The organism is Niveispirillum sp. BGYR6, from assembly GCF_027568365.1.
Taxonomy (GTDB): Bacteria; Pseudomonadota; Alphaproteobacteria; order Azospirillales; family Azospirillaceae; genus Niveispirillum.
In genome coordinates this window covers 876,938-898,368 of sequence record NZ_JANLNL010000001.1, presented here as the reverse complement: position 1 = coordinate 898,368, position 21,431 = coordinate 876,938, and the positions used below count along the sequence as shown (strand labels likewise).

General features: G+C 61.8%; 16 protein-coding genes. 10 read left to right on the top strand and 6 right to left on the bottom strand.

The annotated features are described in order from the left end of the window. Positions 1-106: 106 nt before the first annotated feature. Positions 107-1,147 carry a recombinase RecA gene (gene recA, locus PCJ49_RS03810; RefSeq protein ID WP_269909785.1) on the bottom strand — a complete coding sequence of 347 codons (1,041 nt, stop codon included), beginning with the start codon at positions 1,145-1,147 and terminating at the stop codon, positions 107-109. A 191-nt stretch (positions 1,148-1,338) separates the two neighbouring features. Between recA and PCJ49_RS03805 the strand changes: the two genes are divergently transcribed. The 4 genes from PCJ49_RS03805 (at position 1,339) to mfd (ending at position 7,955) form a co-directional block, all read left to right on the top strand. Continuing rightward, complete coding sequence (locus tag PCJ49_RS03805; RefSeq protein ID WP_269909784.1) at positions 1,339-1,659, top strand: hypothetical protein; 321 nt, start codon at positions 1,339-1,341, stop codon at positions 1,657-1,659. Then, positions 1,659-2,999, top strand: coding sequence for a tetratricopeptide repeat protein (locus PCJ49_RS03800; protein ID WP_269909783.1), 1,341 nt, complete (start codon positions 1,659-1,661; stop codon positions 2,997-2,999). Before PCJ49_RS03805 ends, PCJ49_RS03800 begins: the two co-directional genes overlap by 1 nt. Before the next feature lie 112 nt (positions 3,000-3,111). After that, positions 3,112-4,218 carry a PAS domain S-box protein gene (locus PCJ49_RS03795; RefSeq protein ID WP_269909782.1) on the top strand — a complete coding sequence of 369 codons (1,107 nt, stop codon included), beginning with the start codon at positions 3,112-3,114 and terminating at the stop codon, positions 4,216-4,218. 104 nt (positions 4,219-4,322) lie between these two features. Next, positions 4,323-7,955 (top strand): transcription-repair coupling factor, encoded by a 3,633-nt coding sequence (mfd, locus tag PCJ49_RS03790; protein ID WP_269909781.1) that lies wholly within the window; start codon positions 4,323-4,325, stop codon positions 7,953-7,955. A gap of 371 nt (positions 7,956-8,326) precedes the next feature. On the opposite strand, the gene PCJ49_RS03785 is transcribed toward mfd, so the two are convergent. After that, complete coding sequence (locus PCJ49_RS03785) at positions 8,327-8,533, bottom strand: AbrB/MazE/SpoVT family DNA-binding domain-containing protein (RefSeq protein WP_269909780.1); 207 nt, start codon at positions 8,531-8,533, stop codon at positions 8,327-8,329. Between the two features lie 473 nt (positions 8,534-9,006). Between PCJ49_RS03785 and PCJ49_RS03780 the strand changes: the two genes are divergently transcribed. Further along, positions 9,007-10,533, top strand: coding sequence for a TIR domain-containing protein (locus PCJ49_RS03780; protein WP_269909779.1), 1,527 nt, complete (start codon positions 9,007-9,009; stop codon positions 10,531-10,533). A gap of 387 nt (positions 10,534-10,920) precedes the next feature. Here PCJ49_RS03780 and PCJ49_RS03775 read toward each other — a convergent pair whose 3' ends face one another. Together PCJ49_RS03775 and PCJ49_RS03770 are read right to left on the bottom strand one after the other, a co-directional pair. Further along, complete coding sequence (locus PCJ49_RS03775; RefSeq protein ID WP_269909778.1) at positions 10,921-11,385, bottom strand: spore coat protein U domain-containing protein; 465 nt, start codon at positions 11,383-11,385, stop codon at positions 10,921-10,923. 495 nt (positions 11,386-11,880) lie between these two features. Beyond that, positions 11,881-12,345, bottom strand: a complete 465-nt coding sequence (locus PCJ49_RS03770) for a spore coat protein U domain-containing protein (RefSeq protein ID WP_269909777.1) — start codon at positions 12,343-12,345, stop codon at positions 11,881-11,883. A gap of 347 nt (positions 12,346-12,692) precedes the next feature. On the opposite strand from PCJ49_RS03770, the gene egtB reads away from it, so the two are divergent. Genes egtB through PCJ49_RS03755 form a run of 3 tightly spaced genes read left to right on the top strand, consistent with a single transcriptional unit; the run spans position 12,693 to position 16,214 of the window. Continuing rightward, positions 12,693-13,946, top strand: a complete 1,254-nt coding sequence (gene egtB / locus PCJ49_RS03765; RefSeq protein ID WP_269909776.1) for an ergothioneine biosynthesis protein EgtB — start codon at positions 12,693-12,695, stop codon at positions 13,944-13,946. Between the two features lie 32 nt (positions 13,947-13,978). Then, positions 13,979-14,980, top strand: a complete 1,002-nt coding sequence (egtD, locus tag PCJ49_RS03760) for an L-histidine N(alpha)-methyltransferase (protein WP_269909775.1) — start codon at positions 13,979-13,981, stop codon at positions 14,978-14,980. Between the two features lie 46 nt (positions 14,981-15,026). Beyond that, positions 15,027-16,214 (top strand): VWA domain-containing protein, encoded by a 1,188-nt coding sequence (locus PCJ49_RS03755; protein WP_269909774.1) that lies wholly within the window; start codon positions 15,027-15,029, stop codon positions 16,212-16,214. A 150-nt stretch (positions 16,215-16,364) separates the two neighbouring features. On the opposite strand, the gene PCJ49_RS03750 is transcribed toward PCJ49_RS03755, so the two are convergent. Then, entirely contained in the window at positions 16,365-17,741 is a 1,377-nt protein-coding gene (locus PCJ49_RS03750) for a globin-coupled sensor protein (RefSeq protein WP_269909773.1), read from the bottom strand. A gap of 424 nt (positions 17,742-18,165) precedes the next feature. Between PCJ49_RS03750 and PCJ49_RS03745 the strand changes: the two genes are divergently transcribed. Continuing rightward, positions 18,166-19,623 (top strand): NADP-dependent isocitrate dehydrogenase, encoded by a 1,458-nt coding sequence (locus PCJ49_RS03745; protein ID WP_089289317.1) that lies wholly within the window; start codon positions 18,166-18,168, stop codon positions 19,621-19,623. 285 nt (positions 19,624-19,908) lie between these two features. Next, positions 19,909-20,283 (top strand): GcrA family cell cycle regulator, encoded by a 375-nt coding sequence (locus tag PCJ49_RS03740; protein WP_089289238.1) that lies wholly within the window; start codon positions 19,909-19,911, stop codon positions 20,281-20,283. Between the two features lie 84 nt (positions 20,284-20,367). Here the strand turns inward: PCJ49_RS03740 and speB are convergent, their stop codons facing one another. After that, positions 20,368-21,429 carry an agmatinase gene (gene speB / locus PCJ49_RS03735; RefSeq protein WP_269909772.1) on the bottom strand — a complete coding sequence of 354 codons (1,062 nt, stop codon included), beginning with the start codon at positions 21,427-21,429 and terminating at the stop codon, positions 20,368-20,370. Positions 21,430-21,431 lie beyond the last annotated feature (2 nt).

The window sequence follows — 21,431 nt, the reverse complement described above, 5'->3', positions numbered from 1 at the left end:
GCCGCTTTTATCCCAGTTGGGCCGGCCGCGCAAGGGTATGAAAAAACCCCGCCCGGCGAAAGACCGGGCGGGGCTGCAGAACGATCCCCGTGCGAGGGAGAAAGGATCATTCGGGGCTGGACGCATCCCCATCGCTCTCCGGCGTGCCCATCATGGCGCCCGCCACGATGCCGGCATTGGCGCGGATTTTCTGTTCGATGCTGTCGGCCACGGCCGGGTTGCTGCGCAGGAAGGTCTTGGCGTTTTCACGCCCCTGCCCAATGCGCTGCCCGTCATAGGAGAACCAGGAACCGGATTTGTCCACCACGCCGGCCTGGATGCCCAGATCCAGCAGTTCACCCACCTTGGACACGCCTTCGCCATACATGATGTCGAATTCGACGACCCGGAAGGGCGGGGCCATCTTGTTCTTCACCACCTTCACGCGGGTCTGGTTGCCGGTGACGGTTTCCCGATCCTTGATGGCGCCGATGCGGCGGATATCCAGGCGGACAGAGGCATAGAATTTCAGCGCATTACCGCCGGTCGTCGTTTCCGGATTGCCGAACATGACGCCGATCTTCAGGCGGATCTGGTTGATGAAGATCACCAGACAGCGCGACTTGGAGATGGAGCTGGTCAGCTTGCGCAGCGCCTGGCTCATCAGGCGGGCGTGCAGGCCGACATGGCTGTCGCCCATTTCGCCTTCCAATTCGGCGCGCGGCACCAGGGCCGCCACCGAATCCACCACCAGCACGTCGATAGCACCGGAGCGCACCAGCGTGTCGGCGATTTCCAGCGCCTGTTCGCCGGCATCGGGCTGGGAGATCAGCAGCTCATCCACATCCACGCCCAGCTTGCGGGCATAGGAGGGGTCGAGCGCATGTTCAGCATCCACAAAGGCGCAGACGCCGCCATTCTTCTGTGCCTGGGCGATGGCGTGCAAGGCCAGCGTGGTCTTGCCCGAGCTTTCCGGCCCATAAATTTCAACGATGCGGCCACGTGGGAGACCGCCGATACCCAGGGCGATATCCAAACCCAGCGAACCGGTGGACACGACTTCCATTTCGGAAATCGCCTCCTTGGCACCGAGCTTCATGATGGAGCCCTTGCCAAAGGCGCGTTCGATCTGGCCGAGTGCTGCGTCCAGAGCTTTTTGCTTGTCCATGGGTGTTTCAACCAGACGAAGTGGAGCTGCCGACATAATTGTCCCCTTCCTTCTCGCACGGATAGGTGTCTGCGTTCAACTGAACCTGTTGTACGCGGTTTGTTCTTGGCTGCCAAGTGGAAATGTTCTTATTCCGTTCGCGTTCATGCGCCCCCTGTCGCGGCAACCCGAAAGGCGTTAGGATCGGCCCCATGATATTGCCCTGTCGCCCCCTGGCATTGTCCGCCTTTACGCTGCTGACCGCTGTTGCCGCCGCGGGGGCGGAGCCATCAGCTGCGCCGGAAAAGGAGGCGTCGCCCCCCGTGGCGGATGAGGTGATCGTCACCGGGCGACGCAATGGGGAACCCGGCTTTCAGGAACAGCAGGAATATCACGATCAGGAATATCGCCGCCTGAAGCAGATTTACGATCCCGATCCGCCGCCGATTCCGCGCAGCGATCAACTGACGCGGATGCCGGAGGCCGTATCCTCCACCGTGCAGGGCCAGCCCACGCTGATGGAACGGTTCTGATGGCCGTGAGTGTGAAGGATTTGGTCGCCGCCGCCGGTCAAGCAGAGTCGCGGGGCGACGGGCCGGGCGCGTTTGCCCTGTGGGAACAGGTGCTGACCCTCGCGCCCGACCATGCCATTGCCCTGCTGACCCTGGGGGATGCGGCACGGCGGGCCGGCGACAAAGGGCGGGCGGAAAGCCTGTTGCGCCGTGCCCTGGCCGCATCCCCAGCCCTGGTTCCCGCCCGCTGTGCCCTGGCCAACCTGTTGCTGCATGATGGGCGGGAGGCGGAGGCGGGCACGCTGCTGGCCAAGGCGGCGGAGATGGCCCCCGACACGGCCTATGTCTGGCGCGATCTGGGCCTGTTCCACCGGGTGACGGGTGACGCCGAAGCCGCTCTGGCCGCGTTTGAACGCGCCCTGGCCCTGGCACCGGATGATAAAGCCTCGGCCCTGGGGCGTGCGCTCTGCCTGTTGCGGCTGGGCCGCTGGGGGGAGGGGTTTGCCGCCTATCATCACCGCTGGTCAGTGGCCGCCCGCCCGCCCCGGCACGTTCATATTCCCCCCTGGCAGGGGGAAGAGCTGTCGGGAAAACACATCCTGGTCTGGGATGAACAGGGGGCAGGCGACACCATCATGTGCGCCCGCCTGATCCGCCAGCTGGAAGCGCTGGGCGCGCGCGTGACGTTTGAGCTGCCCCCGGCCCTGCTGCCCTTGTTCCTGGATGGACGATTCGGCCGCCCCCTGGCACGTGGCAAGCCGGTGCCGGCGGCCGATTTCCAGGTGGCCCTGCTGGACCTGCCAGGCCTGTTGGGCCTGACACCGACGAGTATCCCCTGGGACGGACCCTATCTTGCCGCCGATCCGGCTATGGCCGCGCTCTGGGCCGGACATCTGCCCAAGCGGCCGGGGCGGCTGCGCATTGGGTTCAGTTGGGCGGGCAACCCCGCCCATCCGGGCGACCGCTGGCGCAGCCCCGGTCTGGCCGCCTTTGCCCCGCTGCTGCAACGGCGGGAGGTGGATTGGTATGCGCTGCAGGTGGCCAGCGGGCGGGAGGAACTGGCCGCCCTGCCGCTGCCCCCCCATGTCACCGACCTGGGTGGGGCCGTCAGCACCTGGATGGACAGTGCCGCCATCCTGTCCCATCTGGACCTGCTGATCACACCCGACAGCGGGCTGGCCCATCTGGCCGGGGCCATGGGACGGCCGGTCTGGACCCTGATCGCCACCGATACCGACTGGCGCTGGCTGGCGGGGGAGGGGAAGACCGGCTGGTACCCCACCATGCGCCTGTTCCGGCAGGTGCGTTGTGGGGACTGGGCCGGATTGCTGAACCGGCTGAATCATGCACTTCCCGCGTGAAATCGGGAAACGTTAACAACGTATAAATAAAGCATTTCTTGCGAACATGGCCGGGACTGGGCAAAATCCACCGGTTTTTGCTTCCCCTGCTTTTCGCCGGAGGGTCTCCATCATGGCCGCAACCATCCTTTCCGCTGTGCTGGACCTGATGCCGGATGGGGTGGCGATCTATGATGCGCAGGAACGGCTGGTGCTGACCAATCCGGCCCTGCGGGCGATGTTCCCCATTCTGGCCAACCTGATGGAGCCCGGCATTTCGTTTGAGGTGCTGTTGCGCGCCAGCATTGAGGTGGGGGATAATCTCCACGCGCTGGGCCATGACCGGGAGGAATATATCGCCCAGCGTCTGCGGGAATTCCGCGACCCGGACCCGGTCCCGCAGGAAATTCTGCTGGCTGACGGGCGCTGGGTGCGGGTGCAGGACCAGCGCCTGCCTGATGGCGGCCTGCTTTGTCTGCGGACGGATATTTCCGACCAGAAGCGGCAAGAGTTGCGCTTGCAGGAAAGTGAGCAACGTTATCGCCAACTGGTGGATCTGACACCGGATGGCATTGTCGTGCATGATAGCCAGGGCCTGTTCCGCTTCCTCAACAAGGCGGGCCGCGTCATCATGGGCATGTCGCCCGATGAAAGTCTGGACGGGCAGCATGTGCTGGACCACACAACAGAAGAATCCCGCCCGCTGGCCGAACTGATGCTGCGCCGGCTCAACAGCGGGGAGGCGTTGCGCCAAGTGCGCCAACCTGTGCAACGCAAGGATGGCGCCCAGTTGCTGCTGGATGTTTCGGCGGTGCCATTTGACAGCGCTGGCGAACGGCTGGTGCTCTGCCTGTTCCGCGACATCACGGCAGAGGCGGCGGCCAGCCTGCGCCTGCGGGAGAGCGAGGCGCGTGCCCGTTCGATTCTGGAGACAGCACTGGATGCCATCATTACCTTCAATGATGCGGGTCTGGTGATGGAACTGAACCCGGCAGCGGAACGGATATTCCAGCGCAGCCGGGGGGCGGCGCTGGGTGCCTCCCTCGCCGACATGATCCGCTTGCCGGAAGGCTCTGAGCTGCCGGAATGGCTGGAAGGGGTTGGGGGCGCGGGCCAGCGGCTGCTGGTGCAGGGGGGGCGCGCCGATGGGCAGACATTCCCGGCCGAACTGGCCGTCACCGCCGTGCCGCTGGGGCCGGGCAGGCGCTACACTGCCTATTTGCGGGAGATTGCGGACTGACCGGTTGGGCGTGCAAATAGCGTCCCCCTTTTGTTCCCTTATGCGCCTGGGCCTGCTATAAACCCGGCTTCCATCATTGCCGCATGATCGAAGAGCCGGTTCCCATGACTGTCATCCCCGCGCCCGATATCGCGCTGAACCTTGGCCATCCGCGCCGGATGCTGCTGTCCGGTGCGCCCGATGGGCAGGATTCCCGCCTGCTGGCGGCGCTGGCGAAAAAGGGCGGCGGGGCCGGGCTGCTGCATGTCGCCACCGATGATGCGCGGGCCGCCCGGCTGGCTGAACAGGTGGCTTTCTTCGATCCGGGTGTGGAGGTGCGGCTGTTCCCGGCCTGGGACTGCCTGCCCTATGACCGCGTGTCCCCCAATGGGGAGATTGTGGCCACCCGCATTTCCACCCTGACCCGGCTCTTGCAGGTGGCAAAGGGCGGGGCGGTGCCGGGTGGCTTGCTGGTCATCACCACGGTGAACGCGCTGGTGCAGAAGGTGCCGCCGCGTCTGGCCTTTCGCAATGCCAGCTTCGCCGCCAAGGTGGGTGATCGCATCAATGTGGCAGAGCTTCAGCGCTTCCTGTCGCAGAACGGCTATATCCGCGCCCAGACGGTGCGGGAGCCGGGGGAATTTGCCGTGCGCGGCGGCATTATCGACCTTTTTCCCCCCGGCAGCCAGGAGGCGTTGCGCCTGGACCTGTTCGGCGATGATCTGGAAGGTGTGCGCAGCTTCGACCCCATGACTCAGCTGACGGTGGAAAAGCGCGATAATTTCGTGCTGACACCCATGTCAGAGGTGTTCCTGGACGAAATGTCGATCCAGCGCTTCCGCACAGGTTACCGGGAACATTTCGGCGCCGTTATGGATGACGATCCGCTCTATGTGGCGGTGAGTGCGGCGCGCAAACATGCCGGCATGGAACATTGGCTGCCCTTGTTCCATAGCGGCATGGAAACCCTGTTCGATTACCTGCCCCATGCCGCCCTGAGCCTTGATCCGAATGTCGAGGAAGCCCGTGATGAGCGGTTGGAACAGGTGCAGGATTTCTATCAGGCCCGCCGCACCATGGTGGAGGCGGAGAAGAAATCCGGCAACCCGGCCTATAAGCCGGTGCCCCCCTCGCTGATGTTCCTGGATGGCGACACGTTCGACCGGCATCTGGCGTCGCGCGCCGTGGCCCAGCTATCGCCCTTCGCCGCCGTGGAAGGGGAGGTTGCCAACAAGGATCTGGCCGATGGCGGTGGGCGCAAGGGCCGCGATTTCGCCGATGCCCGCGTGCAATCCGGCGTGAATGTCTATGAGGTGCTGCGCGACCATATCAACGCCCTGGCCGAGGAAGGCCGGGTGACGGTGATCGCCGGCTATTCCGCCGGTTCGCGCGACCGTCTGCTCTCCGTGTTCAAGGAGCATGGGCTGGCGAAGCTGAAGGCGGTGGAAAGCTGGGCCGATGTCACGGCCTTGCCGAAGGGCACCACGGCGCTGGCCGTGCTGCCGCTGGACCATGGCTTTACAGCACCTGGCCTGGCCATCATCACCGAACAGGATATTCTGGGTGACCGGCTGGTGCGCGCCGGCACGCGCAAGAAGCGGCGCAATGCCAATTTCATTGCTGAGGCGGCGTCCCTCAACCCCGGTGATTTTGTCGTCCATATCGATCATGGCATCGGCAAATATGATGGGCTGGAAACGCTGGATGTCGGCGGCGCCCCGCATGATTGCCTGCGCCTGATCTATGATGGCGGCGACAAGCTTTATGTCCCGGTGGAGAATATCGAAGTCCTCTCCCGCTATGGCAGCGAGGAGGCGGGGGCCACGCTGGACAAGCTGGGCGGGGCCGGTTGGCAATCGCGCAAGGCCCGCGTCAAGCGCCGGCTGAAGGATATGGCCGATGCGCTGTTGCGCATCGCGGCGGAACGCGCGCTGCGCCGTGCCGATGCCATCCCCATCCCCGATGGCGCCTGGGATGAATTCTGCGCCCGCTTCCCCTATGCCGAAACCGATGACCAGTTGCGGGCCATCGAGGATGTGATTGAGGATTTGGGCTCCGGCAAGCCGATGGACCGGCTGATCTGCGGCGATGTCGGTTTCGGCAAGACGGAGGTGGCCTTGCGCGCCGCCTTTCTGGCGGTGATGGCGGGCCATCAGGTGGCCGTCGTGGTGCCCACCACCCTGCTGGCCCGCCAGCATTCCCGCACCTTTGAGGCGCGTTTTGCCGGGCTGCCGGTGCGCATCGGCCAATTGTCCCGCATGGTGACGACGAAGGAGGCCAACCAGACCAAGGCCGGGCTGGCCGATGGCACGGTGGATATCGTCATCGGCACCCATGCCTTGCTGGGCAAGGGGGCGGAGTTCAAGCGCCTGGGCATGGTGATTGTCGATGAGGAACAGCATTTCGGCGTGAAGCAGAAGGAGCGGTTGAAGGAACTGCGCGCCGATCTGCATGTGCTGACGCTTTCTGCCACGCCCATCCCGCGCACGCTGCAACTGGCCTTGTCGGGCGTGCGCGAATTGTCGGTCATCGCCACGCCGCCGGTGGACCGGCTGGCCGTGCGCACCTTCGTGCTGCCCTTTGACCCGGTGGTGATCCGCGAGGCGATCATGCGGGAGCATTATCGCGGCGGCCAGACCTTCTATGTCTGCCCACGGGTGGAGGATTTGGCCAAGGTACGGGTGCGGCTGGAAGAGTTGGTGCCGGAGGTGAAGCTGATCACCGCCCATGGCCAGATGGCGGCGACCGAGCTGGAAGACGTCATGACCGCCTTTGACGATGGCAAATATGATGTGCTGCTGGCCACCAACATCATTGAAAGCGGCCTGGATATCCCCAGCGCCAACACCATGATCGTCCACCGCGCCGACCTGTTCGGTCTGGCTCAGTTGTACCAGATCCGGGGCCGCGTCGGCCGGTCCAAGGTGCGCGGTTACGCCTATCTGACCTACCAGCCCAAGACGGTGCTGTCCGCTACGGCGCAGCAGCGCCTGCATGTGCTGGAAACGCTGGATAATCTGGGGGCGGGCTTCCAGCTGGCCAGCCACGATATGGATATCCGGGGTGCCGGCAATCTGCTGGGCGAGGAACAATCCGGCCAAATCCGCGAGGTGGGGGTGGAGCTTTACCAGCAGATGCTGGAAGAGGCGGTGGAGGCCGCACGCGGGGGCCGGACAGAGGCGCAACGGGCCGAAGATAGCTGGTCACCGCAGATCGCGCTGGGGATGCCGGTGCTGATCCCGGACAGCTATGTGCCCGATCTGGGGGTGCGGCTGACGCTCTATCGTCGCCTGTCCGATCTGGCCGACAAGGCTGAGGTGGAAGCGTTCGGCGTGGAACTGATCGACCGCTTCGGCCCCCTGCCGGACGAGGTGGAAAACCTGCTGCAACTGATGGAAATCAAGCGCCTGTGCAAGGAAGCCGGGGTGGGCAACCTGGATGCCGGGCCCAAGGGGGCGGTTGTCGGCTTCCGCAACAATAACTTCAAGAACCCGGCCAAACTGGTTGAGTTTATTCAAAAACAGGCCGGCACGGCCAAGCTGCGCCCCGACCAAAAACTGGTGCTGCTGCGCCCCTGGGACAGCACCCAGACCCGGATGGACGGCGTGCGCACCCTGATGCGGGCGCTGGCCCAGATGGCAGCCGGTGAAAAGGTGACCGTCGAACTCACCCCCCCGCCACCGCCGCCTCCACCACCCCCGCCGCCGAAGCCGCTGGTCAAGCGCCCGCCGTTCGGGGCGGGGAAAAGGCGGTGGTGAGGGGGGGCGCCGTCAGCCTGACTTTGCGAACAGGGCGACACCCGGCAGCCCTTTAAAATGGGCATCACAGGTTAACAGTTCAGCCCCCTGCCGGCGCGCGGTCGCATAGACGACGGCGTCGGCGGTTGCCAACCCATATTTCCGGTGCATATCCGCCGCCAGCAGGGCGAGAGTTTGCGAGGGTTAAATTCACCCCTTTTCCGTCATTCCCGCGAAGGTGGGAATCCATAATCCGTTACGTTGCTTGGATTCCCGCCTTCGCGGGAATGACGATAGGAAAGCAATATGTGCTTCAACCTAAACCGGACAAACTCTATCCACCAGCCATTCGATCCAGGCCGAACTATCAACGACGCGCAACGGTGCCGCCATCAATAGCGATCCGACCGGTCGCGGTAGTCCTCAGTGCTTGCGCCCTTGGCGATGCCGACCAACTGGTCCCGTTCCGGCACTGGCATCACCAGCACACCATTACCCTTGGGGATGAAGACAAATTCTTGCCCCGCCTCCCAATGCTGCTGCTCACGGACGGCTTTGGGGATGGATATCTGGAACTTGCTGGACAAGGTTGTCGACATTTCTTGCTTCCGGTGGAACGATCGCGCTTTGGTAAGAGTATGTTGAAGGGCAGACTTCCGTGCAAGGAAGCGGGGGAGGGATCACCAAAAATGTCAGTTATGGGGCCGGAAGCGGACTGATGGGTTTCTGTCAGGCCGAGAAGAAAGCGGCGGAAATCTGGACGCCCATCAAACCTCGGTTTTGAAGAATGGGGGGGCGATGGACGGCTGTTTTGCGTCACAAGTCCTTCATAGAAAACCCAGGAGTTGAACCTTAAAGTTTCCATTCCTTCATCGGCAATCCGATGTCTTGTGAGCGGGCTCTTATGAATACTTGATGCCGCCGCACAGCAAGCGAGCAAGCTCGAGGAAAGCGCCGCAAGGTAGCTGGGATCGCGGTGATCCATCCCTTTCCTTGATGTTAGGTTCTTGATTTATCATTCTCAGTCACTCGCTTTTCGGTTAATGTATTGTCAGCTAAAGGGGGATGGGGCATGGCATATCTTGAAGAAGTTTTTCGCCTCTCCGGCGTTCCATCCATCACCTTCGTCAAGCCTGAGCGATACGAAGAGATAAAGGTTTCGGTTCGCACACCAGGCCGCTGCCTTGTTGTGGAGGGGCCTTCGGGGATTGGCAAAACCACGACCATTACGAAAGTCTTAGCCGAACTAAAGGTTATTGACTCGGTCACGTCACTTAGTGCGCGCCGTCCCACTGACGTGGAATATATCGATGCGCTGCCTGGAATGAGCGACATTGGCACCGTTATAGTTGACGACTTTCACCGTCTTGGAGACACCACCAAGGCGAAGCTATCCGACTACATGAAGATTCTGGCAGATTCTGGTGACGTATCTTCGAAACTTATCCTAATCGGAATTAACAAAGCCGGCCACCAATTGGTCAAATTTGCGCATGACCTCGGGCTGCGGATTGACGTCTTCAGACTAGAAGCCAACCCAGTTGAGATTTTAGAGCAAGTCATCTCTCTTGGGGAGCGGGCTCTAAATGTTGAAATTTCGAACAAGAAAAAGGTAGCAGAACTTGCCCAGGGTAGCTTTCAATTGGTCCAGATGCTCTGTCACAAACTTTGTATATTGGACAGGGTATCAGAAACTAAAGATGAAAAGAGGAAAATAGAAACATCTATCAATGCTGTCCTTGAAGATGTTGTTTTTGATCTGTCGCGGCAATTCAAGGATGCTGCAATTACCTTTGCGCGCGGATCGCGTCTTAGGAAGGAAGGTCGAGCGCCTTATTTACATATTTTAAGGTGGCTCTCCGAATCTGAGGAGTGGTCGCTTGACTTAAGCGAAGCAATGGTAGCACATCCAGAGATGAAAGGCAGCATCAGTCAGGTTCTGGAGAAGGGTTGGCTTCAGGCACTCTTAACTGACCCTGAAAAGATAGATATTCTTGGGCCATATTTTCATTTTGAGCAGTCAACCGGTGTTCTAAGTGTTGAAGACCCAAAACTAATATTCTTTCTAAAGAACATTATATGGCGTGTTTTTACGCGACAGGTGGGGTACAAAGGAAATTACTTCGGCAATAGATATGACTTCGCCTTGTCTTTTGCTGGATCTGATCGCCAAATCGCTGAAAAACTGTATCAGACCCTTACGGACCGTGAGGTTTCAATATTTTACGATGAAAACGAGCAGCATAGAATAGTTGCACAGAATGTCGAAGATTACTTGGCGCCGATATATCGAAGTGAGGCAGGATATGTAGTGGTCTTGCAATCACCAGCTTACCCCACAAGGATATGGACTAAATTTGAAAGCGACAGTTTTCGCGAAAGATTTGGTCGAAATGAGGTAATTCCCATTCGTTTTACCACAGTCGCTTCAGGATTTTTTACGGAAGACGCTAAGTACGGTGGCGTGGTAATTGATCCTGCTGGCGATGTTGATTCCCAAATTGCCAAAATTGCGGACGTTCTCTGCGCACGCTTGGTAGAAGATCGCGCTGCTAGCCAAGCTACGGAAGTGGAGGGTGTTGATTCTGTCTCTAGTTAACGTTTTAATGCCTAAATATCCCGCGTCAGGGCGCCCGTTTTATTCAATCTTTGATTGATAGCGGGCAGTCCGCTCCCGTCCTTCCGTCCTTTTGCGGTTAACGCGACGGTTGTCCGGAAATTGGCATCCGCGATGGCAATCCGGACAAGTTGTTTTTCAGATGGCTTTCCGGACAAAAACAATCGGCGAAATGTCCGCTGATGAGACGTTCACCAGAGTGCCTGAACGACCCAACGGGGGGCAAAGCTGTCGAAGGTCTGTGCAGCCCCACGGCCTCGCCACATCCCCCCGCATCCAACCACAAAAAACCCCCGCCGGAGCGCTCTCCGGCGGGGGTTTTTTTCATTCCCGGGCCCCGATGGCTGAATGGCCCGGGGATGGCGCGCCTTACTTGGCGGCGATGGTGACGGTGATGGTGTCGGAATAGTCGCCGGCGATGTACTGGTCAGAGGCCGGGACGGTGACCTTCAGGTCGGACTTCTTGTTGAACTGGGCGGCGGCGCGGTCGACCACCATCTGGGAGGTCAGGCCACCGCCCTGGTTGTCGTAATTCACCTGATAGGCAACCTCGTTATTGCCGGACTTCAGCTTGCCGGCATTGGTGGAGGCCAGGGTGATCTTGTAGCCGTTGCCGGAATTGCAGGTCTCGGTAACGTTGCCGACGGTCTTGGCATTCTCACCCGCCTTCAGCGACAGGGACTGCGACAGGTCGGTAACGGCGATGGTGCAGGACAGGGCGACATTGCCGCGCAACTGGATGGTACCGTTGGCATTCTGCGCCAGGGCCGGGGCGGCGAAGGCAGCGGCGGTGGCAACGGTCAGGGCGGCGGCGCGGGCGAAAGTCTTCAGCATGGTCAGCTCCATCGGTTCGGTTTGTTTGAGGCGTTGTCGCCTTCATGCCAATCTAATAAGCACGAGTCGTGCCAGGATGGGGATCGTCCATAAAATGTTGTAAATCAATAACTTAATGTATTTCGTCGGAGCAATGTCGTCATTGCTATATGCAAATAGTGTATTTATGCAATTGCAAAATTAAAATACATGCATATTGCAATGAATGGCGCGGTATCTTTGATCTTGGTGCGACAGGGCGCTGTGGTGCGCGCGGTCTCTGTTTCGCGGGTGGCGGTTGCGGCACTTCCATGGTGGCCCGCTGTTCCATCGCCTTGCTGTTGGGGTGCGGGGCCGTGCCAGGGGCTGTTGAGGGGGGCAGCCAGCGATGGCCCGCCCGGCATTGCCGCCGTGCCTTCTCTCGCCCTGGCGAAACGCAAAACCCCGCCGGAGACATGGCTCCGGCGGGGTGCGTCACCTGGGCCCCGATGGCAGAGGGGCCTGGGGGACGGGGGGTTATTTGGCGGCGATGGTGACGGTGATGGTGTCGGAATAATCGCCAGCGATATAGGTGGCGGAGGCCGGGACGGTCACCTTCAGATCAGACTTCTTGCTGAACTGGGCATTGGCGCGGTCCACCACCAGCTGGGTGGTCAGGGCGCCGGCCTGGGTGTCGTAATTCACCTGATAGGCAATCTCGTTGGTACCGGACTTCAGCTTGCCGGCATTGGTCGAGGCCAGGGTGATCTTGTAGCCATTGCCGGAATTGCAGGTTTCGGTGACGTTGCCGACCGTCTTGGCGCTCTCACCCGTCTTCAGCGACAGGGACTGGGCCAGATCGGTCACCGCGATGGTGCAGGACAGGGCGACATTGCCGCGCAGCTGGATGGTGCCGTTGGCATTCTGCGCCAGGGCCGGGGCGGCGAAGGCAGCGGCGGCGACAACGGTCAGGGCGGCGGCGCGGGCGAAAGTCTTGAACATATCCAACTCCATCGGTTCGGTTGAGGCGTTGTCGCCTTCATGCCGAGGAAGGGATGCATCCAAGATGCCAATGGCCGAAACTCCATTCAACCCATTGAAAAATAATCATATGAACGGATTCTCCTGATAGATTTGGTCCATTGCATTATGCATTTCATTGAATAATGCAATTGCATAAATATATAATTTGCATATTGCAATCATGTAGCCGCGTCCCGGCACGGTCGTGGCATTTTCGGGCCCTGCCCTGCTTCTTCGCCGGCTGTCGGCAACAAATCCCCCGCCGCCTTGTTTTCCCCCTGCCTGCCCGGTTTGCCGGGCGGGAGGTGTGACGACGGAAGCCAGGGATGCCGGACAGCCAAACCAACCCCATTCTGCCACCGCCTGATCTGGCGGCACTGCTGCGCCACGTGCGGGCGCGCACCCTGGCGCTGGTGGCGCCGCTGAGTGTGGAGGATATGGCGGTGCAATCCATGCCGGATGCCAGCCCGGTGAAATGGCATCTGGCGCACACCACCTGGTTTTTTGAACGGTTCATCCTGATCCCGCATGGCGGCGCCGCCCCGTTCCATCCCGGCTGGGATTATCTGTTCAATTCCTATTACGAGACGTTGGGGCCGCGCCATCCCCGCCCGGCCCGGGGCCTGCTGACCCGGCCGGCACTGGCGGGGGTGCTGGAATGGCGCGCCCAGGTTGATCAGGCGCTGGAAAGGCTGTTGCAGGCCGAGCCCGCGCCGGAGCTGGCCAGCCTGATCCTGTTGGGGCTGAACCATGAACAGCAGCATCAGGAGCTGATCCTGGCAGATGTCAAACATCTGCTGTCACAGAACCCGCTGCGCAAGCCCGCCGCACCGCGCCCGCGTGGTGCGACGCCGGCTTTGGACTGGATCAGCCATCCGGGTGGGCTGATGGAAATCGGCCATCGCGGCCCCGGCTTTGCCTTTGATGTGGAGGGGCCGCGCCATCATGTCTGGCTGGCGCCGTTTCAGCTGGCCGACCGTCCCATCTGCAATGGCGAATGGCTGCGCTTCATGGCCGATGGCGGCTATGCCAGCCCCCGGCACTGGCTTTCCGATGGCTGGGCGGCGGTGCAGCGGGAAGGGTGGGAGGCCCCGCTTTACTGGTATCACGGCGAAGATGGCCGCTGGTGGCACTTCACCCTGGATGGCTGCCGCCCCGTCGATCCGGCCGAACCGGTCTGCCATATCAGCCATTATGAGGCCGATGCCTATGCAAGCTGGGCCGGCCTGCGCCTGCCCACGGAAATGGAATGGGAAGCCGCCATGACAGCCCATTTCAACCCCGGTACGGCAGCGGGGGAAGCGGCGATTGCCCGTCATCCGGCGGTGCTGGCGGGCCGGGAAACCGGCCGTACCGTCTGGGAATGGACGGCCAGCGCCTATCTGCCCTATCCCGGCTATCGCCCCGCCGCCGGGGCCATTGGTGAATATAACGGCAAGTTCATGAGCGGGCAGATGGTGCTGCGCGGTGCCTCCATCGCCACACCGCCCGGCCATTCCCGCGCCAGCTATCGCAATTTCTTCCCCGCCGCCGCCCGCTGGCAGTTCAGCGGCCTGCGGCTGGCCCGCTCTGCAAGCTGAGACCCCAACCCATGCCAGGGAGATGTGATCTGATGGCCATGCCCGACAAGATGCCCGCCCGCCAGGGCGCCACCCGCTTCATGGATCTGGCACCCAGCCAAGGTGACTTTGCCGCCGCTGTCCTGGATGGGCTGTCGCGGCCGCAGAAATCACTGCCCTGCGCCTTTTTCTATGATGAGCTGGGATCGGCCCTGTTCGACCGTATCTGTGAACAGCCGGAATATTACCCCACCCGCACCGAACAGGCGATCCTGGACCGGGTGGCCGCCCCCATTGCCGCCCTGCTGGGGCCGGGCGTGCAGCTGGTGGAACTGGGCAGCGGCTCCTCGCGCAAGGTGCGGACCTTGCTGGAACGGCTGGTCAACCCGCTCTCCTATGTCGGGATCGATATTTCGCGCGATCATCTGCGCCGGTCCTGCGACCGGCTCGCGGCGGATTATCCCTGGCTGGAGGTGATGGCGCTCTGTGCCGATTACCTGCAGGATGTGCCGGTGCCTCCACCCCAGGCGGGGATGCCGCGCCGCCGCGTCGGCTTCTTCCCCGGCTCCACCCTGGGGAATTTCACCCCGGCAGAGGCGGAAATGTTCCTGGCCCGCTGGCGCGACACGCTGCGCCATGGCGGGGTGGATGGCGGCGGGATGCTGATTGGCATCGATCTGCGCAAAGACCCGGCCCTGCTGGAAGCGGCCTATGATGATGCGGCCGGGGTCACGGCGGCGTTCAATCTCAACCTGCTGGGCCGCATCAACCGGGAACTGGATGGCACCTTCACCCCCGCCAGCTTCCGCCATATGGCGCTGTGGGATGCGGAACGCAGCTGTGTTTCCATGTATCTCGTCTCCCGCCGGGACCAGATTGTCCGCGCTGCCGGGCAGCGCTTCGCCATTCTGGAGGGGGAGGCGATCCATACCGAGGATTCCCATAAATATAGTATCGAAGGCTTCCAGGCCCTGGCCCGCCGGGCCGGCTATCGCCCCGCCGCCGTCTGGACCGACCCAAAGGCCCTGTTCAGCCTGCATTGGCTGGAGGCGTGAAACAGGCGATGATAAAAGCTGACGGCGATATCAGCGGGGCCAAACCATGTTCGTCAGCTTCTTCTATGATCTGCGCCGGGCCGGCGTGCCGGTCAGCCTGAATGAATATCTGGCCCTGATGCAGGCGATGCAGGCCGGCATCGCCGGCTATGCGGTGGATGATTTCTATTACCTGTCCCGCGCCGTACTGGTGAAGGATGAGCGCAACCTGGACAAGTTCGACCGGGTGTTCGGCACCACGTTCCAGGGGCTGGAGGCGGGTGCCGTGGCGGGGGAGGAGATTACCGCCGAAATCCCGGAGGAATGGCTGCGCAAGCTGGCCGAGAAATATCTGACCGACGAAGAAAAGGCGCAGATCCAGGCGCTGGGCGGCTGGGACAAGCTGATGGAGACCTTGGCCCAGCGGTTGGCCGAACAGAAGGGCCGCCACCAGGGCGGCAATAAATGGGTCGGCACGGCGGGCACCAGCCCTTTTGGCGCCTATGGCTATAATCCCGAAGGCGTGCGCATCGGCCAGGAAGGCAGCCGCCACCGCCGTGCCGTGAAGGTCTGGGACAAGCGGGAATTCCGCAATCTGGATGATCAGGTTGAAATTGGCACCCGCAACATCAAGGTGGCGCTGCGCCGCCTGCGCAAATTCGCCCGCACCGGGGCGGCGGAGATGCTGGACCTGCCGGATACCATCCGCTCAACCGCGCGCAATGCCGGGTATCTGGACCTGAAACTGGTGCCGGAACGGCATAATGCGGTGAAGGTGCTGCTGTTCCTGGATATTGGCGGATCAATGGATGATCATATCCGCCTGTGCGAGGAGCTGTTCAGCGCCGCGCGCGGCGAATTCAAGCATCTGGAATATTTTTACTTTCACAATTGCGTCTATGAAGGTGTCTGGAAGGATAATCGCCGCCGCCATGCGGAGCGCCTGTCCACCCTGGACGTGATCCATACCTATGGTGCCGACTATAAGCTGGTCTTCGTTGGCGACGCGGCGATGAGCCCCTATGAGATTGTGCAGCCCGGCGGCAGTGTGGAACATTTCAATGCGGAGCCGGGTGCCGTCTGGCTCGAGCGGCTGCTGCACCAGTACCGCCATGCCATCTGGCTGAACCCGATGCAGGAACGCTATTGGACCTATACCCAGTCCATCGCCATCATTCAGAAGATCATGGAAGGGCGGATGTATCCGCTGACCCTGGAAGGGCTGGATGCCGGGATGCGGGAATTGATGCGGTAGTCCCGCGCGCATCCCGGCGGGTTTTCATACCAATCTGCCGAGGGCTTGGCCCTTGGCAGATTGGAGGCTGGCGACCGCCAGCCCGGCACCACGTGGTGCCGTAAGCCAAGGCGGCGGATGCCGCCGCCCGGCGCATGAGGGAGATTGGTATCAAGCGGCCGTGCGGCCGGCCCCCTGATTATTGGTGCTGGCCCGCACCACCCGCACCAACACCTGGCGCAGTTCCTCAATTCCCGTGGCCACGGTGCTGGAACCGTTGCGCACATGCGATGCCTGTTCACCAGTCCGCAGCGCTTCGGCCGAGACATTGGCGATCCGGTCGGCCACCGCGCGCACTGCGCCGGAGGTGGCGGCGACATTGCGCCCGATCTCCTGCGTGGCGGCGGATTGTTCCTCAATGGCGGCGGCGATGGCGCTGGACACGCTGTCAATTTCCCGCACCGTATCGGCCATTTCAGTCACGGCAAACACGGCTTCCGTCATCACCGACTGGATCACGCCAATATGGCGGTTGATCTCCTCCGTCGATCGGCTGGTCTGGTTGGCCAGATTTTTCACTTCGCTGGCCACCACGGCAAAGCCCTTGCCGGCCTCCCCGGCGCGGGCGGCTTCGATCGTGGCATTCAGCGCCAGCAGATTGGTCTGGCCGGCGATGCTGGCGATGATCTGGGCCATCTCCCCGATCTTTTCCACCGCGCGGGACAGGCTGTCGATGGTGGCACCCGTGCGGTCGCCCTTTTCCACAGCCTGCCGGGTCAGCCGGCCCGACTGCGTCACCTGGCTGTTGATTTCCTGGATGGAGCTGACCAGCTGTTCGGTGGCCGCCGCCACGGTTTCGGCATTGCCCAGTGCTTCCTGGGCGGCATCGGCCACGGTGCGGGCATCCTGGCCGACACGGGCGGCGGATTGCGCCATTTCCTGCGCTTCCCGCGCCATGCCGCCGGTCTTGGCCGCCACCTCCTGCACGGCCTGCCCGGCTTCACGCTCCACCGTATCGGCCATCTGGGTCAGGGCACGGGTGCGGCTGGTGCGCTCCGCCTCCGCATAGGTTTCCAGCAGCAATTCCAGGTCCAGCCAGGCCAGCTTGTTCAAGGCGTTGCGCAGGGCATCGCGCCGTGCCGCCGCTGCACCGCCCAGCAGGGCGGACAGGCCGCGCGCCCGATCCTCCAGCCCCAGTTCCTCAATCACGCCCCGCACCACGATGCTGTGGCAGATGGCGACGGCATAGCCCGGCACGCCGTTATCATAAAAGGCCTGGGCCAGCCGCTGGGCGGATTCCTGAAAGCCGCTGCCAATATCGCCGCAAACCGCCCGCATCCAATGTTCCGTGCGGCAGCGATGAACCTCTGGCCTGGCCAGGGCGGACTGGATTTCCGGCCAGGCGGCAAAACGGTCATGCCATTGCTGCAACAGGCCGGGCAGCCTGTTGCGCGCGAATTCCTTTAACTCGTCCACGATTTTCAAGTCACTGTCGGTGATCTGGAAGACGGAAAGGCGGCGTGATTGTGTATCGCTGTGCACCCGCATCTTTAACCTGCCTCTCCTATTAGCAGTGGCTAACCTGATTTCTGCATTATTTCCAGCGGTGATTTTGCCTGGAAATAGCAATTGCTGAATTCATAATTGTGCAGGCCTGGATATTTAGCAATCCGACTTCCGTGCGACTTTATCTGCGGATGGTCTTGTCCGGCGGCTGTGCAGCGGCCTGACTATCCCGATAGGGGTAGTCCGTGCGGATAGGTTTTTGCCCCCGGCCGGGGCTGGAGTCCGTTCCTTATCCGGCTGGCGGTCGGGGTGGAAGAAAAGTGCTTTCTGCGATGCACCTGCTGCCTATCCGGCAACGCCGCCCCTACCTTCGATAGATTGCGCCTTGGCCCTGTCCGGATTAGCTTGCCGCCCGTCCGGTAAACCCCGCTGAAGGGGACGGATGAACAGAAGGACATTGATCATTATGACCAATAGCGCGCCGACCCCGATCACCATCGCCCGCGGCGACGGTATCGGCCCCGAGATCATGGACGCCACGCTGGAAATCCTGCAGGCATCTGGCGCCAATCTCGCTTTTGAAGAAATTCAGATCGGTGAAAGCGTCTATAAGCGCGGCATCATGAATGGCATGGAGCCGTCCGCCTGGGACAGCCTGCGCCGGACCAAGGTGTTCCTGAAGGCCCCGATCACCACGCCGCAGGGCGGCGGGTACAAGTCGCTGAACGTCACCATCCGCGGTGCGCTGGGACTGTTCGCCAATATCCGCCCCTGTGTCTCCTACCATCCCTATGTCGCCACGAAGCACCCGACCATGGATGTGGTCATCGTGCGCGAGAATGAAGAAGATCTCTACGCCGGTATCGAATACCGCCAGAGCCAGGAAGTGACCCAGGCGGTCAAGCTGATCACCCGCCCCGGCTCGGAAAAGATCATCCGCTATGCCTTTGAATATGCCCGCGCGAACCATCGCCGCAAGGTGACGGCCTTCGTGAAGGACAATATCATGAAGATCAGCGATGGCCTGTTCCATCGCGTCTTTGATGAAATCGCCGCCGAATATCCCGAGATCGAACATGAGACGATGATCGTTGATATCGGTGCGGCCCGTCTGGCCGATACGCCGGAACATTTCGACGTTATCGTCACACTGAACCTCTATGGCGATATCATTTCCGACATCGCCGCCCAGATCACCGGCTCGGTCGGGCTGGCCGGTTCGTCCAACATTGGCGACCAGTGCGCCATGTTCGAGGCGATCCACGGTTCCGCCCCCACCATCGCCGGCAAGGGCATTGCCAACCCGTCGGGTCTGATCCTGGCTTCGGTCATGATGCTGGTTCATATCGGGCAGGCGGAAGCCGCCGAGAAGATCCATAATGCCTGGCTGAAGATGATCGAAGACGGCATCCACACCGTCGATATCTTCAAGCGCGGCGTCTCCAAGGCCCGCGTCGGCACCCGCGATTTCGCGCTCAACCTGATCGACCGTCTGGGTGAGCGTCCGACCCACCTGACCCCGGCCTCCTATCAGGTGGATGAGAAGGCCAGCTTCGGCGGTATCGCCCTGAAGGACGTGCCGCGTCAGGAAAAGAAGCTGCTGGGTGTCGATGTGTTCGTCGATCACAAGGGTGGTAATGGCGACGACATGGCCGCCCGCGTGGCCCCGCTGGCCGGCGATGTGCTGAAGCTGACCATGATCTCCAACCGCGGTCAGAAAGTGTGGCCGGAAGGCGCGCCGGAGACCTTCTGCACCGACCATTGGCGCCTGCGCCTGCAGGGGGCCGACGGCAAGACCGTCACCCATGGCGATATCATCGCCCTGCTGGGCCGGCTGGATCAGGCCGGCCTGGATGTGGTGCAGACCGCCAGCCTCTACAGCTTCGACGGGGCCAACGGCTTCTCCGTCGCGGCCGGTCAGTAAAGCGGTAAAAATGGTCATTCCGGTACTCTTTTGTGCCGGGATGACCATGTGGCTTTGGTAGGGGGGCGCTGCATCTGGTGGTGTTAATGCAGTTACCCACAAGATTCAGCAGACGCCCCCCTACCCAAAGCGAGTCAAATTTGGTAGTTTGGGAATCAGCCGCATACAATATTTTGTGGGCGGCTGCTCGATAACCCCCCATTCCCGCCCATGCCGGGTTTTCTGGCGGTGGGGATGCCTTGTCGAACCCGTGCCATTGTCGGCCTTATCGAAAGGGTTTGAAGCGTGGAAGCGACCGAAAGCACCTGGAGCGAAGAGCGCGTGGAAAAGCTCCGCCAGCTCTGGGGTCAGGGCATGAGTGCCAGCGAAATTGCCGATCTGCTGGGCAATGTGACGCGTAATGCCGTCATCGGCAAGGCCCACCGCCTGGGGCTGTCTGGCCGTCCGTCGCCGATCAAGAAGAAGCCGACCAAGGGTGCCACCATCCTGTCGCTGACCGAGCGCATGTGCAAGTGGCCGGTGGGTGACCCGAAATCCCCGGATTTCCATTTCTGTGGCAAGCCGTCCGTCAATGGTCTGCCCTATTGTGCGGAACATGCCGCCATTGCCTATCAGCCCGCCCGCAAGCGGGAAGATGAGCGCAAGCTGGGCGTTGCCTGACCGGCGAAGCGGGAAAACCGCTAGCGTTTGCCGCGATGTTTGAAAGCCCCCGATGGTCCGCCATCGGGGGCTTTTCGTTGCGCTTTATCCCTCGGCCTTACCCCGCCGTTGTTTCAGCGCCATGCTGGCCAGGCACAGTTCCTCAAACAGGATCTGTGATCCGATCTGGGCGGTGTTGCTGGTCGGGTCATAGTGGGGGGCGATTTCCACCACATCCGCGCCGACCACATCCAGCCCGGCCAGCCCGCGCATGATGGTCAATGCCTCGCGGGAGGTGAGGCCGCCCACCTCCGGTGTGCCGGTGCCGGGGGCAAAGGCCGGGTCCAGGCAATCCACATCGAAGGAAATATAGACGGGGCCGTCCCCCACCACCGCGCGGGCCTTGGCGATCACCGCCTTCAGGCCCATTTCCTGCACATCTTCGGCATGAAGAACGGTCATTCCGGAATCGTAAGAAAATTCCCAGAAGAATTCGGCACTGCCCCGGATGCCGATCTGGATGGTGCGGGCCGGGTCCAGCACCCCGTCCAGAACGGCGGAACGGAAGGGACCGGAATGGTGGAAGCGGGCGCCTTCGCCGCTGCCGCTGGTATCGCAATGGGCATCGAAATGCACCATGCCCACCGGCCGGTCACGGCCCAGGGCCTTCAGGATGGAATAGCTGATGGAATGGTCGCCACCCACACTCAGCGGCACCACGCCGGCATCCATCAGCCGATGATAGAAGGCCTGGATATCGGCGTGGCAGGTATCCAGATGCAGGTAATTGCTGAAAGGCACATCGCCAATATCGGCCAGGGCCAGCTCGGCCGCTGGCACCATGCGCAACACATGCTCATAGGGGCCGATCCGGTCGGTATTGCGCACGGCACGCGGGCCAAAGCGCGACCCGGCGCGGTTGGTCACGCCCAAATCCATCGGCACGCCGACCAGGGCAATCTCCAGCCCGCCGAAATCCGGCAGGGCGGCCAGATCGGGGCGCAGGGGTGCATCCAGCAGGGTGCCGGCATCGGCAAAGGGCTGGCGGGGGGCTTCGGCCCCCCGGAACACGGCTTGCGCCACCTCGCGGAAATGCGGATCGAAGAAATCCGCCGGTGATGCCGCACCATAGCGGGCCCGCAGGCCTGCCAGCTTGTCCTTGTCCATGC

Bases quoted from the DNA above. Each gene is read 5' to 3' on its own strand.
- recA (WP_269909785.1), bottom strand. From the start codon at position 1,147: ATGGACAAGCAAAAAGCTCTGGACGCAGCACTCGGCCAGATCGAACGC.
- PCJ49_RS03805 (WP_269909784.1), top strand. From the start codon at position 1,339: ATGATATTGCCCTGTCGCCCCCTGGCATTGTCCGCCTTTACGCTGCTG.
- PCJ49_RS03800 (WP_269909783.1), top strand. From the start codon at position 1,659: ATGGCCGTGAGTGTGAAGGATTTGGTCGCCGCCGCCGGTCAAGCAGAG.
- PCJ49_RS03795 (WP_269909782.1), top strand. From the start codon at position 3,112: ATGGCCGCAACCATCCTTTCCGCTGTGCTGGACCTGATGCCGGATGGG.
- mfd (WP_269909781.1), top strand. From the start codon at position 4,323: ATGACTGTCATCCCCGCGCCCGATATCGCGCTGAACCTTGGCCATCCG.
- PCJ49_RS03785 (WP_269909780.1), bottom strand. From the start codon at position 8,533: ATGTCGACAACCTTGTCCAGCAAGTTCCAGATATCCATCCCCAAAGCC.
- PCJ49_RS03780 (WP_269909779.1), top strand. From the start codon at position 9,007: ATGGCATATCTTGAAGAAGTTTTTCGCCTCTCCGGCGTTCCATCCATC.
- PCJ49_RS03775 (WP_269909778.1), bottom strand. From the start codon at position 11,385: ATGCTGAAGACTTTCGCCCGCGCCGCCGCCCTGACCGTTGCCACCGCC.
- PCJ49_RS03770 (WP_269909777.1), bottom strand. From the start codon at position 12,345: ATGTTCAAGACTTTCGCCCGCGCCGCCGCCCTGACCGTTGTCGCCGCC.
- egtB (WP_269909776.1), top strand. From the start codon at position 12,693: ATGCCGGACAGCCAAACCAACCCCATTCTGCCACCGCCTGATCTGGCG.
- egtD (WP_269909775.1), top strand. From the start codon at position 13,979: ATGGCCATGCCCGACAAGATGCCCGCCCGCCAGGGCGCCACCCGCTTC.
- PCJ49_RS03755 (WP_269909774.1), top strand. From the start codon at position 15,027: ATGTTCGTCAGCTTCTTCTATGATCTGCGCCGGGCCGGCGTGCCGGTC.
- PCJ49_RS03750 (WP_269909773.1), bottom strand. From the start codon at position 17,741: ATGCGGGTGCACAGCGATACACAATCACGCCGCCTTTCCGTCTTCCAG.
- PCJ49_RS03745 (WP_089289317.1), top strand. From the start codon at position 18,166: ATGACCAATAGCGCGCCGACCCCGATCACCATCGCCCGCGGCGACGGT.
- speB (WP_269909772.1), bottom strand. From the start codon at position 21,429: ATGGACAAGGACAAGCTGGCAGGCCTGCGGGCCCGCTATGGTGCGGCA.